The following is a 13,665-nucleotide window of genomic DNA, read 5'->3' as shown; positions in this document are numbered from 1 at the left end:
GTGTTAATGTGTTTGCAGTATTTGTAATGCTTCCTGGTCGTTGTATTGCCTGATCAGCTTTTCCAGGGTAGCTTTGAGATCGGCTGTAATTTTCTCCGTTCCTTTTTGGCCATAGATATTATCGACCTGGTGCGGATCTTTTTTCAGATCATACAGTTCCCAGCTGTTGCCGGCGCCATAGAAACGTATCAGTGTATATTGTTCCGTGCGAACACCGAAGTGCGGATATACGTGGTGCGGCTCGGGAAATTCGTAATAATGGTAGTACGCCGCTTTTCTCCAGGCCACTTTATTCGGATCTTTCTGCAGCAGGGGGAGGAAAGAGGTGCCCTGGATATCCGCAGGCACCGGTACACCGGCCATCTGCAGGATAGTAGGCGCCCAGTCGATGTTGAGCATCAGCTGATTGACGCTGGTACCGGCTTTGGTGACGCCCGGATATTTGATCATGAAGGGTGTACGGAGTGATTCTTCATACATAAAACGTTTATCGAACCAGCCGTGTTCGCCCATATAAAAGCCCTGATCCGATGCATAGATCACCACGGTATTTTCCGCCAACCCGTTTTTGTCGAGGTAATCGAGCAGGGCGCCGATGTTGCGGTCCAGCGAACGTGCCGTTGAGAGATAATCTTTCAGGTAACGCTGGTATTTCCATTCCACCAGTGCATCGCCGCTGAGATTTTTCTCATCGAATTCCTTGCTGATTTTTCCTTCGTAATACGCTTTGAAGGCAGCTTTCTGTTCCGGCGTAAACCGGCCATAGATGCCTTTTTCGTAGTTAGCATGTACTTTCAGGTCTTCCTTCAGGCGCATGGTTTTGTCGATGGTCATATCCTGATTTTGGGCGGCGATGCGGTTTTTGTAATCATCGCGGAAAGTCGCCGGCAGCGGGAAGGTTTTATCATCGTAGGCGCCGAGGTCCTGTATATCGGGTAGCCATTCGCGGTGGGTCGCTTTTTCACCTACCACCAGGAAGAACGGTTTGGAAGTATCGCGGTGATTAAGCCAGTCGACCGAGAATTGCGTGATCAGGTTCGTCACATAACCTTCCACGCGCGTAGTATCGCGGGGACCGATGAAGTCCGGGTTGTAGTATTGACCCTGGTTATTGAGGATACGCCAGAAATCAAAGCCTTCCGGCAGGTTACCGAGGTGCCATTTACCGATCCAGGCAGTCTGGTACCCGTGTTGCTGCAGCAGTTTAGGGAACAGTTGCTGGCCCACATTAAATTTCTTTTCATTGAGCGTATAGCCGTTGATGTGACTGTATTTGCCTGTCAGCAATGTGGCCCGGCTGGGGCCGCAGATGGAGTTGGTCACCAGGGCGTTACGGAACAATACGCCCTGCTTTGCAATACGGTCGATGTTAGGCGTTTGCGCCAGTTTACTGCCATAAGCGCTGATGGTTTGATACGCGTGGTCATCTGAAAAGATGAAGATAATGTTGGGTTGTTTTTGCTGACTGTAGCCCGGTTGACTAAAAAGCAACAGCAACAGCCAGGAGAGGCGTTTCATTTTTTTCATGTGTTCTGATTATAAAAGGATCGGTGGCGGATAAAGATATCTATAATTTGTACTGCTAGGTAATATTAGATTATTTTTATATTTTTAGGGGATGGTTTTGTTTGAGCCTATGTACTTAAGATTTATCGTTTTAAGTTTGTTACCGGGATTGCTTTGGGGTTGTGGTGTGAGCATGGAAAAGTCAATCTTTTTAAAGCATAGTAATGATTCTCTGAACATCAACTACCTTTTAGAAAAAGGTCAGCGGCCCATTGGTATGAAGATACGGCAAGGGCGGGTGCTGGTTATTTCCACGACAGCGAAAAATGATCATCCCACCTTAACGCTTATTGATATTCCCCAAAAGCAAACAATTGCTTCATTGGAGATTAGTAAACTCCGGTATTATGAAATATTAACTGACTTTAATGAAAGCCGGTTGATTTATTGCTCAGTGTACCATCCCCATGATTTGTTTTTTTATGATTTCAATAAAAAAGTTCAGACATCCTATTCGTTCTCTCCTGACCGCTCTTTGAACGCGGGTGATATCATCTCGAAAAACAACCAGCTGTATTACTTAAAAGGGACGTATGGAACCAGCCGTTTAGACTTTAAGACGAATACGGTTCAGTTTTATCAGGATAATGCCAGTGTTGTAAATCCACTATCCGGTAATATTTCTTTTCCTATAGATTCGGGTTTAACACTTATTGCAGGAAATGGGTTTCCATCGGACAGTATACAATTAGTTGCTGTGGACACATTTGGAAAAGAAAGATGGAGTTATAAAACTACTTATAAACAATCCTCTTCTACACCGCTCGATATGATAAATGAAGGGAATTCATTCATCATTAAAACAGGCAATAACCTGTTGAAGCTGGATAAAAAGGATGGAAAGAAAATCGGTGGTCAGCAATTTACTGCTGATATCAACAAAGTTATACGATGTCATCATGCACTGATAGTTTATTCAGTTGATTATCATCTGAAGGAGGATGCAGATAGGAGAAAAGTTACTGTAAAAAGTATTGATGACAATCATCTGCAGGTGAATTGGAGCGCTGATTTCGATGTTGTGGGTGAGCCACAGTTGGGGGTTGTAGATAACTATCTGTTTTTGGTTGACAGGGATTCTGTATGGAAGATGGATGCAAAGAGCAGATCTGTAGTGGATCGTTTTGCTGCAGGGAAAAGTTACATTAGTATGTTGACGGATATTGATACTGGTAAAAATTATCTGGTGTTAAATGGGGAGGTGTTGATTTGGTAGATTAACTTAGTGTTATGAAAAATGTGTTATGGTGATACAGGGAAAAATATTTCATGCGATAATTTTTTTATCTGAAATTAATTTATAGATTTGCCCATAAGAGAATAAAAGTCCTGATACCTATTTTTGTTAACCAATAGCCCACGAAGTGGATCGTTTTTGAGAAGTGTAGTATTTATATTGTTATTATCGTCCCTATTCCTTACGCTGGACAGTGTTGCGCAGCTTCATCTTCCTGTAGAAAATAAGGTTTCGGATACTGGTTATTACTTCATTCATACCGGATGCAAAATGAAAATGCCCGTGTTGGTGATGTTGTATGAACAGCCAAGAGGGGACACCAGGTTGGTCGCTATCAAACGAAAGCTACCGCCTGCCGCACCTGTAGTACCCATACATACACCTTTTTTGAGTATACATGGGAATGTGATGTATGACTTTTATTATCAGTCTCATACAGACACGCCTTATCTTGAAAAAGAGATCTATCAGCATACCCTTCAGACTACATTGGATATCCTGGTAAAAGACCGTTACCCGCTTCACCTGACACTTAATACCAACAGAGGAAATTCTTATCTGTTCAGGGATATTACCGGTATTAATTTCCGGTACACACAGCAGGATTTCCGGCAGTTGTTGTTAGCGAAAGCGCGTGACTGGGATGCCGGAAAACGCAAGCAGATACAGGAGCTTGAAAGATTGAAGGTGAAGCTGGACCAGCAATGGGATGAGTTGAACAAGCTACGGTATTGGTTTAATTCACCTGCACAGTTACAGCGGATGGTGGAGTTGAAGGAAAAGGCTTTCCGGCAGCAGGTCAACGATTCGTTGCAGCGGGTATTAACGCCGGAAGGATATAAATCTACTATTTCAGGTATGGTGCGCAAAAGGGTAGATAGTCTGAAATCTGCTATAGAGAGAGATTCCATTGATGATCGTTTTCTGGCGCTGTATGAAGAGAAGAAAAAAAAGCTGGACTCGCTGGAGAAAACGTTTGCCGTAACGGAGAAGTTGTATGCGAAACAACAGCAGACCTATACAGCCAAAAAGGGATACCTGATGGATGTATTGCAACACAGTAAAAACCCGCGGGAGCTCATGCAGGACCTGGAAGCGATGAATCTACCGGACAGTATTTTACCAAAGGGTTATAAGACGTTGCTGGCCATAAAATCGGCAGGAATAGGACGTACTATGGTAGACTATTCCGAATTAACCGCTAAAAATATCAGTATCACCGGGGGGCAGGCTGAGTTTAACCCATCCTACTATATTGCCTTTGCAACCGGTGCTGTGGATTATCGTTTCCGCGATTTTATTGTAAACGATAACCGGATAAGACAATATCTGAATATTATCCGGGCCGGTGTGGGGCAGCGGGATGACAATCATATTATCCTCTCTTTTTATACCGGTAAAAAGCAGGTATACAATTTTAATACGACTGCTCCGGGTAATGGTGCAGTAGAAATGCCGGACTTTCGGATCATGGGTATGTCGCTGGAAGGCCGCTGGCAGATAGACCGGAATAATTACCTGATTGGAGAAGTGGCGAAATCATCATTGCCTTTCTACGAGCGGAAACAGCAACATAGTGGTTTAGGTAGCAGCATGGCCAGTTTCGGAGATCGCAGTAATGAAGCTTATGCTGTTAGCGGTTTTTCTTTTATACCATTGTCGAAAACGAGGGTCAATGCCATGTTTAAGCGGATGGGCGCCAATTTCCAGTCGTTCAGTTTGTATGCTTCAGGAGCTGCACAAAATGCATGGATGATAAAAGTAGACCAGCCTTTCTTTCAGCAGCAACTGATAGTTACCGGTAGTTTGAAACAAAATGTGTACACCAGTATTTTTGAACACAGCAGTTATCGTAGCAGTACAGTATTTAAGAGTATACAAGCCACTTTCCGGAGGAAAAAATGGCCGGTAGTATCTGTAGGTTATTATCCTACTTCCCAGCTGATGAAACTGAGTGATGACCGGTTTGTAGAGAACCTGTTTTATACGATGTCCGGTACCGCGAGTTATAATTATCAGTCCGGCCGGGCCAATATGAATACCATTTTTTCAGGTACCCGGTTTTATAACCGGCAGGCAGACAGTAATTTTGTATACTTCAATAGTACCAACCTGTTGCTGAGTCACACTGTGTTTATAGGGAAGTTTACCCTGAACGGAGGATTATCTTCCGCTACTAACCAGGACTATGCCTTATATGGAGCCGATGGGGGAATTCAATACAGGATTACCAACTGGCTGGAGATTGGCGGTGGTGTTAAATATAATTATCAGACAGTATATCAATTGCAGCAAACCGGCTATTCTGCCAATACGAGGATTAATATTCCGAAGGTGGGAGAAATAGCGCTGATGGCGGATAAAGGATTTGTACCAGGTGTGAACAGGCAGCTGGTATCCAATGAAACCGGCCGATTAACCTATACCAGAGTATTTTAAAAATATTGTATGAAAAGATCCCTATTCCTGTTGTTAGCCATAGGACTATCCTGGCGTGTAGCCGCCCAGGTTAGCATGACGATACAGCTGCCACCGGCGGGCGTGATGCTGAAAGCCCAGCTATGGAATATTGTGGTGGTATCTGCGTCCAATGCGCCGTTGAACATACGTATCACAATGCGTCTTACTGACCCGCAGACTAATCAACCGCTATTGACCGGCATTACCCGTACTATCCCGTTGAATAAAGGCGCCCGGCAGCTGCAGTTGCAGGATTTTATGCCGGTGCAGTATGAATACCTTTCTGCCGCGATTGATCGCAGCGCCAATGGTTTTCTTCCTGCCGGTAATTATATGGCCTGTTACAGTATGGTAGTAGAAGGCGATAAATCCGGTAACCAGCCCGGAGAGGACTGCATCCCGTTTACCATTGAGCCGGTGAGCCCGCCGTTGCTGAATATGCCGGCGAACAGCAGTGAGCTGGATACACGATTGCCGCAGTTTTCATGGATACCACCGGCTCCGTTGAATTTGTTCAACGATCTGAACTATGACCTGACCTTGGCAGAGGTATATGCCAATCAATCTCCGGAGGAAGCCATACAGCAAAATATTCCGGTGTATCGGGCACCCGGGCTGCGGAATATTTTTGCCAACTATCCCTCCGGCGCTGTGCAGCTGGATACCGGCCGGCAATATGCCTGGTCAGTTACCGCGCGTAATGGAAGGTTGTTTGCCGCGCAGACAGAGGTGTGGACTTTCAGGGTAAAGTCCTTGCCTCAACCCGGTCAGGAACCAGCGGATGCTTATGTGGAGTTGAAAAAAGAGTTGGATGGCGCTGTAGTGAGAACTGGACGGATACTGCATGTAAGTTATACCAATGAAGCTGTTGACAGTACGCTGCGTTATGAAATCATACCACTGGAAACCGGTCAACGGCCGGTAGATGAAGGACTGTTGAAGATTATACGCGGGCATAATCGTTTCGATGTGCCATTGGAGCGCAGTGGTTTATCCAGTGGGCGTTCGTATCTGTTTCGCTTGCTAAATTCCCGTGGAGAATACTGGCAGCTGAAATTCATCTACAACAAAGGAAACTGATTGAAACCGACACCCTATACCTATAAAATAAAGTGAAATGATACTGGCGATTGCTGAAAAGCGGAAGAAAGTAATAGCGTGCTTTCTGCTGGCAATAATGTATGCAGAAACCGTGGTACCGGGCTATGCGCTGGCGGGAACGCGTGCTGGCCGGTGGCCGGTGGCGGTAACGGGAACGTCCGTACGTGAAAGGATACCGTTGCTTCCGGATTTACCGGAGCATAGAAAAATAGCGCCTGTGCCTGTGGAAAAAGCAGATGGCGGGCCTACGCAGCCGGAGGCTACGTCTTTTACCTCAGTAGGAAGTGATAACATGGTAGATCTTTTTACCGGCGATTTCTCCTACGGCATACCCTTGATGGACGTGGGCGGATATCCGTTGGCGTTAGGCTACAACAGTGGTATTTCCATGGACCAGGAAGCGAGTTGGGTGGGACTGGGATGGAACCTGAACCCTGGTTCCGTTACCAGAAATATGCGTGGTATTCCGGATGATTTTAATGGAGAAGACCAGATCACCAAAACGATGTCTATCAACCCTAACGTAACTACGGGAGGGACATTGGGGGTAACCACTGAGTTATTTGGGTTTCCCCTGAAGAAGGTAGGAGAAGTAGTGGTGGATAGTATTCAGGGTGGTTTTACCGCTTCTGCCAGCGCTTTTTATAATACCTACCGGGGCTGGGGAGCCGAGGTGGGCTTTAGTACGAGCCTGAGTGTAGGTATACAGGGCGCCGGTTCCCTGACAGCGGGGATGGGACTTTCCAACAGTACCTCCGATGGTGTTAGTATCAGTCCCAGTCTGGATGTTCAGACTTCTACCCTCAAACACAGCGATGGAGGCTCTTTTATCGGTAATGTGTCCATTGGCTCTACCTATAACACCCGCTCCGGCATGAAAGCACTGCAGTTTTCCGGTGGCGTAAGGATGTTTACTGAACAAAATAGAAAATACACTTTTACCGGCCTGGCTTCCAGTAAGATTTCCTTTGCTTATCCCAGTGCTACGCCGGCTATCGGGATGCCCTATACGAACAGTATGTTTACCGGTAAACTGGCGTTCGGTTTTGAAGTGAGTGGTGTCCACTACAATATATTTGGCGTGGGTTATCAGCTTAAACAAACGATCGCAGCAGGGGATCAGACACGCAAGTTACCCGCATTTGGTTATCTGCATTATGAAGATGCTGCGAGAAGACCCGAAGCGTTGCTCGATTTCAACCGGGAGCGGGAGCTGCCTGTTAAAGAAGCGCTGAAAACCATTGCTATTCCCGCTTACACCTATGATGTATTTTCGATCTCAGGGGAGGGTACCGGCGGCATGTTCAGAGCCTATCGCAGCGATGTTGGTTATATGTACGACCCTTATGTAAGAACGAAGGACAATTCACTTACCGGTGGGCTGGACTTTGGTCTTGGTGATCTTTTCCATCTTGGCGCCAACCTGGATATGACCTCTTCCAATACCACCACAGAAGCATGGCAGGCAGACAATAAATTGGCCACACAATTGGCTTTTACCTCTTCGAACCTGAATTATGAAGCCTCTTATTTCAGAAATCCTGGTGAGATGTCTATTAATCCCCGAGCATTTTATGATGCGGTAGGTGGAGATGATATAGTAACTGCACAACTTTCCGGTGACGCGAGCCGGAATATCGGCACTACGGGTAATCTTTACCGTTATAAAAACGGTGAACATACCGGTTTGTTCCCCATCCCGGCAGGTAAAGCCCGTAAGGCAGAGCGGGACAAAAGGACGCAGCTGATTACTTATCTGAACGCCAAAGATGCGAGTGAAGCAGGGTTAACCCGGTTCATTGAGAACTATAAGGAGAACCAGTATACGTTTGATAATTGTAATACGAAGTATGCGGGTGATCCGGAGGAGAAGCGGGGGATGTATACTGAATATTGGGGTAAAGACGGACTACGCTTAGGAGATTGTATTCAAAGTGGGAATACCTTCTGGGGGGTAGATAAACTGAGGCCATTGGCGCCTTCTATCAATATACCAAGGGGCTATTTTTGGATGATCAATAAATACCGGATGCGAGCTCCGGCGACCGGTGTTTATAACGTTTGGGCCCAGTTTAATGATCGTCTGTACATCAAAATAAATGGAACAGATTTATCCGACGTTGCGCGGGATTGGAACGGAAGAGAGGAGAATCATGACGAAAACTATAAAATCAACCTTGAAAAGGGAAAGATGTATGATGTGGAGGTGTATTACGTCAACACAGACGCAGATGGTTTTCTGGATGTTAGATGGCAATGTGGTAATGTTTCTGTTACGGATGATGATATTTTCCAACCTAATCCCCCGGACAACTTTGATGTAGTTCCCGGTAAATTGAATAAGGAGAAACGCATAAACAGCTTCCGTAAGCCGCATCATATCTCCGAAGTGAGCGTGCTCAATGGAGACGGCAAACGATATGTATATGGGTTACCTGTTTATAATTTCGCGCAGGAAGAAGTGACGTTCTCGGCGGATAAAGCCAATGCCAACGCGGCAGAAGGTGTTGTGGATTACAATGCCGTCAATGGTAACAACCGTGATGACTCCACTACCAATAACAAGGGAAATGAACACTACTTCAGTAAGGAAGTAATTCCGGCATATGCCCACTCTTTTCTTTTAACCGGTATCGTATCGCCGGATTATGTAGACATCACCGGGGACGGTATTACAGATGATGATGCCGGAAATGCTGTTAAGTTTAACTATACGAAAACGGCAGGATTTGATAATCCTTATAAATGGCGGTCTCCCTATACGAAATCCGCTACCTATAATGAAGGCCTGAAAACGGACTGGCGGGATGACAAAGGCAGTTATGTATATGGTGAAAAAGAGCTTTGGTACCTGAATTCCGTTGAGTCTAAAAATATGATTGCCATATTTACACTTGCGGACCGGGATGATTTACTGCCCATTAACCGCGATGGGACCAAAATATTGGGCAGCAAACAAGTTAAACGACTGAAAGAAATCAACTTATATGTAAAAGCGGAGTACCTGAAAGATGCTGCCAATGCTAAACCGGTGAAAACGGTCCATTTCGATTATACGTATGAGTTATGTCCGGGGGTGAACGGTACAGGAAATCCTGCTGGTAAACTTACACTGAAAAAGCTCTGGTTCTCCTATAACGGAAATGAAAGCAAGACCAATGATGCCCGTAACAGGCAGAATGCTTATGAATTCCACTATAATGGCAACAATCCGGGATACAACAGTAAGTCGTACGATAGGTGGGGTAATTATAAAGATCCCAGGCACAATCCGGGCTATACAGATAACAGCCCTATCAGCAATGTGGAAATGCCCTATGCCTTACAGGATAGTGTTCTTGCTGCCAAAAATGCCGCTGCCTGGACGCTGGATTCTATCAAGCTGCCTTTCGGCGGCCGCATGAAAATTACGTACGAGTCGGACGATTATGCCTATGTGCAGCATCGACGCGCCGCCAAGATGACACGGATAGCCGGTTTCTCGGGTTCGAGGCCGAATTCAATCAACGATCTTACCGATAACCTGTATGATTCCAGATTTATCGGTTCTTCGGATAATATGTATGTGGCTTTTGATGCGGAGTTGCCTGTTACTTCCAATAAGGAAGTCTTTGATAACTACCTGTCGGAGTTGCACGATACTGTCTTTTTCCGGTTGCATGTGAAAATGCCTTCCGATGCCTATGGATCAGGATATGAGTATGTTCCCTGCTACGCTTTTCTCGACAGCAATGATTATGGTTTTATCAACAATGGCAAAACCATCTTTGTCAAGTTACGCCCACTGAAAGCGAATGGTGATGAGGGCGGGAAGTATAGTCCATTGGCCAAGTCTGCTGTACAGTTCCTGCGACTGAACCTGCCTTCCAAAGCATTTCCGGATTCTGAAATGCCGGATATGGACTTTATAAAAGCCATACAGGTGATCACCGAATTGGGAATTAACCTGCCGGCCAAGCTGAGAAAATTTGATGCAACCGCCCGCAGCAATGGCTGGGCTATGAAAGTAGATCTGAAACGTTCTCACGCCAGGTTAAATGATCCGTTATATAAGAAGTATGGTGGGGGCCTTCGTGTAAAACGTATAGAGGTTTATGACCACTGGAATGCCATGACGGGTCAGAAGGAATCGAAATACGGTACAGAATATACCTATACCACTACCATTCAGGCAGATGGCAAGGAAAGGCAGATCAGCAGTGGTGTAGCTACCTATGAGCCTATATTGGGCGGAGAGGAGAACCCCTGGCATACGCCGGTATTGTATAAAGATCAGTTGGCATCATTAGCGCCAACGACGGTTAGCTACGTGGAAACACCACTGGGTGAGGCTTTCTTCCCTGCGGCATCTGTAGGATACAGTAAAGTACAGACGAAGTCCATTTATTCCAAAAATGTCCGTTCTGCTAAAGGATATGAAGAGACCTGTTTCTATACCAGTTATGATTTTCCAACCATTGTAGCCAATTCAGAAATTGAACGTCCCTACAGCAAAGCGATGTATAAGCCCCGGCTGGGCAGTGTGCTGAACGTTGATGCTGTTTATTACCTCGCGCTTAGCCAGGGTTTCAAAATAGAACTGAATGATATGCATGGCAAAATGCGGTCGCAGAAATTTTATACCGCTGGTAAGTCGCCGCAGATGATTAAATCGACTACCTATTTCTATAAAGTTGACCGGGAAGATGCTCTGCAGAAGCACCTTGACAATGAAGTACTGGCTATCGATAAATCAGGTAACATAACTCCTTCCTTCATTGGCAAAGACGTGGAACTGATGACAGATATGCGTCGTCAGACATTTGAAAGTGTTGCGGCTAACGTAGTAGTGGACCTTGACGCTTTCAAGATTGGTTTCCTGCCGATACCTGTTCCCTCCTCGTTTCCCATGCCGGAGAGTGAGCAGAATATCTTTAATTCTGTTGCCATAACAAAAGTCATTCATCGTCATGGCATCCTGGAAAGGGTAGAAGCCATTGAGAACGGGAGCAGGGTGGTGACCCGTAACCTGTTGTATGATGCAGAAACAGGGGATGTGTTGTTGACTTCGATCCAGAACGAATTCGGGGATTCCACCTATCAGTTCAGTTATCCGGCTCACTGGGCCTATGATGGGATGAGTGGCGCTTATAAGAATATTAATACCACCGCTAAAAATGTGTATGTGAAAGGGGGGAGAGTTGAAAAGGGACTGTCTGCAGAGGAGGTGAAACGATACTTTACTTCCGGTGATGAAATTATCACTTATTCCCGTAATCGTGTAGCTGGTGATGAGTGTGATTCCGTATTAGCGACTTTCCCCAGCTCCGGTAAAATATGGGCATTGGATGCGAATGTGCTCAATGGCGGCGCTCCGGATATTTATTTCGTGACAGCAGATGGTACGCCCTTTACCGGCAATGATGTAACAATGAAGATTATACGTTCCGGCCGTAAAAATATCCAGGCCCAGATTGGTACAGTGACGATGATGAAGAGCCCTTTGGTATGGAATAATGGGGCATATCAGCTGGAGATTAACAAGGATAAACAGATTCTCAGCGCTTCCATGACAGAGTATAAACAGAACTGGCATGTAGAAGATAAAAAGAATTCATTTAAAGAATGTGCTTACAAATAATTTAACGGAGATGAATACACGTATAATAATCATATTGACCGGGTTGATGCTGTTGTTCGTGAGCGGATATGCACAGATTGCGCCGGTAAAGACCGATATGCGGGGGCATTGGGAAGTTACCAGGCTTGTCTCTACATTGTTTAGCCAGGGAGATGATAAGGTGCTGGAACGTAAAGTTTGGACTACCGGAGATTCTATCCGTATGGCTGGCAGCCAGATCCCTTTGTCGCTTTTAGTGGAGGATGGAGAATGTACCATCACTGGCAGCGGAGGGGTCGAGAGAGATAGCTGCAGATGGGAGTCTTATGTACTGGTGTTATGGGAACCCGCCAGGGATGGGCGTGCTCCCCTGCACTATAAGAGCTGGCAGTATTCCATTACCGAAACTCTTCAACTGGAGGTGGACTTGCCGGCAGCATTTTACATGGATGACAAACGCAAGATACCTGTTAAGCGGCAGTTTAGATGTGTCTATAGCCGGAAATAATGATGATGTACTGGTGTAACAAATGTATTGTATGCAAAGAATCAGATTATATATTCTGCTGACGTTTTCTGTTTTGTGTTTCCTGGCAGGAAACACAAAAACCTGGGCACAGTGCGAAAACTGGAATATCCAGACGCAGATTGACAGCGCTACCTGCATAGCCAATGGCAGGATTGCCATTACATTAACAGGATCGGATAAAACGAACTTGGGGAGTTTGTTGTATAGTCTTAAACCTATCGGTGGTATCACTGAGGTAGTAAAAAGTACAAGTTCGGTATTTACGACGGTGTCTCCTGGGACTTACGAAGTATTGGTAGAGGCGGTTTGTAATGGAATTCCTGTGTCTAAGTCCGTGCAGGTACGCGTTCCGGGAGTTGCGAAAGAACTGCAACTGTTCACATCGTCAACTCAGCCGACTATCGGTAAATGTGCGTTTGGTGAAATTGAGTGTCGTTTGGTAGATGGAAATGCTCCCTTTACAGTGAGTCTTTTAGATGTACCAGCTGCGTATACCGGTCCACGAACATTTACTACAAGTAACCGCGTATTTAAAATCCCGAATTTAAACGAAGGTAAGTTTAAAATTTCTACTGAGGACGCTTGCGGCTCATTAAAGATTGTGGATAGTACTAAAGTAGTGAAAGCAAATTTGTCAGTGACCAGATCCCTTTCTATATCCGGGGATGTAAATAACTGTAAGGTCTATGTCACCGGGACTCCTGTTTTTTACGACAGGAAGGAACTTAGATCACATTTTACCTACACTTATTCTTTTGGCAATGGCCCAATCGAGAATTTCCGCCCTTTTGAGGAGAATACTATAAAAAAGGATACAGTTATGCTGCCTCCTGGCACAACGATGAAGGGAGTATATGGGCAACCAATACGGCTTCACATTAAATCGGATTGTGGAGACACCGCCTATTACGATTCATGGTTTTATGAAGTAAATATAGCCAATGATTATAAGCTCGAATGTAACGGTAAGATTGATTATTCATATAAAATAGGTAGAGCAGACCTGCTTTGTTTTCCGGTATCTATAAAAATAACAAATAATGACCGGCAGTTATCCTATTATGATACCCTATGGTCCTACAGTACCAGCACCATTTTGCGTACGATTGAGAACATGGATCCTGGTTACATTTCAGCCGAAATGACGGCGGCAGATGGTATGAAATTGACCAC

Annotated in this window: 6 protein-coding genes; 5 read left to right on the top strand and 1 reads right to left on the bottom strand. The window is 45.3% G+C overall.

The features are described 5' to 3' along the window. Nucleotides 1-3: 3 nt before the first annotated feature. Complete coding sequence (locus ICL07_RS04075; protein WP_188086661.1) at nucleotides 4-1,527, bottom strand: sulfatase family protein; 1,524 nt, start codon at nucleotides 1,525-1,527, stop codon at nucleotides 4-6. Between the two features lie 91 nt (nucleotides 1,528-1,618). Here ICL07_RS04075 and ICL07_RS04070 point away from each other — a divergent pair, with 91 nt between their 5' ends. From ICL07_RS04070 to ICL07_RS04050, 5 genes are all read left to right on the top strand, one after another. Further along, nucleotides 1,619-2,782 (top strand): hypothetical protein, encoded by a 1,164-nt coding sequence (locus ICL07_RS04070; protein ID WP_188086660.1) that lies wholly within the window; start codon nucleotides 1,619-1,621, stop codon nucleotides 2,780-2,782. Between the two features lie 291 nt (nucleotides 2,783-3,073). After that, entirely contained in the window at nucleotides 3,074-5,242 is a 2,169-nt protein-coding gene (locus ICL07_RS04065; RefSeq protein WP_188086659.1) for a hypothetical protein, read from the top strand. A gap of 9 nt (nucleotides 5,243-5,251) precedes the next feature. Continuing rightward, nucleotides 5,252-6,343 (top strand): hypothetical protein, encoded by a 1,092-nt coding sequence (locus ICL07_RS04060; RefSeq protein ID WP_188086658.1) that lies wholly within the window; start codon nucleotides 5,252-5,254, stop codon nucleotides 6,341-6,343. 37 nt (nucleotides 6,344-6,380) lie between these two features. Continuing rightward, nucleotides 6,381-11,984: a PA14 domain-containing protein gene (locus tag ICL07_RS04055; protein WP_188086657.1), complete on the top strand. Its 5,604-nt coding sequence runs from the start codon at nucleotides 6,381-6,383 to the stop codon at nucleotides 11,982-11,984. 10 nt (nucleotides 11,985-11,994) lie between these two features. Further along, nucleotides 11,995-12,471: a hypothetical protein gene (locus ICL07_RS04050; protein WP_188086656.1), complete on the top strand. Its 477-nt coding sequence runs from the start codon at nucleotides 11,995-11,997 to the stop codon at nucleotides 12,469-12,471. Nucleotides 12,472-13,665 lie beyond the last annotated feature (1,194 nt).

Origin of the sequence: Chitinophaga qingshengii (genome assembly GCF_014529935.1) — a bacterium.
Classification (GTDB): domain Bacteria; phylum Bacteroidota; class Bacteroidia; order Chitinophagales; family Chitinophagaceae; genus Chitinophaga; species Chitinophaga qingshengii.
The sequence above is the reverse complement of the archived record's forward strand: the minus strand, read 5'-3'. Positions and strand labels throughout refer to the sequence as shown.

What these genes read in the sequence shown, in the direction of transcription:
- ICL07_RS04055 (WP_188086657.1), top strand. Translation starts at nt 6,381, where the DNA reads ATGATACTGGCGATTGCTGAAAAGCGGAAGAAAGTAATAGCGTGCTTT.
- ICL07_RS04075 (WP_188086661.1), bottom strand. Translation starts at nt 1,527, where the DNA reads ATGAAAAAAATGAAACGCCTCTCCTGGCTGTTGCTGTTGCTTTTTAGT.
- ICL07_RS04060 (WP_188086658.1), top strand. Translation starts at nt 5,252, where the DNA reads ATGAAAAGATCCCTATTCCTGTTGTTAGCCATAGGACTATCCTGGCGT.
- ICL07_RS04065 (WP_188086659.1), top strand. Translation starts at nt 3,074, where the DNA reads ATGAAAATGCCCGTGTTGGTGATGTTGTATGAACAGCCAAGAGGGGAC.
- ICL07_RS04050 (WP_188086656.1), top strand. Translation starts at nt 11,995, where the DNA reads ATGAATACACGTATAATAATCATATTGACCGGGTTGATGCTGTTGTTC.
- ICL07_RS04070 (WP_188086660.1), top strand. Translation starts at nt 1,619, where the DNA reads ATGGTTTTGTTTGAGCCTATGTACTTAAGATTTATCGTTTTAAGTTTG.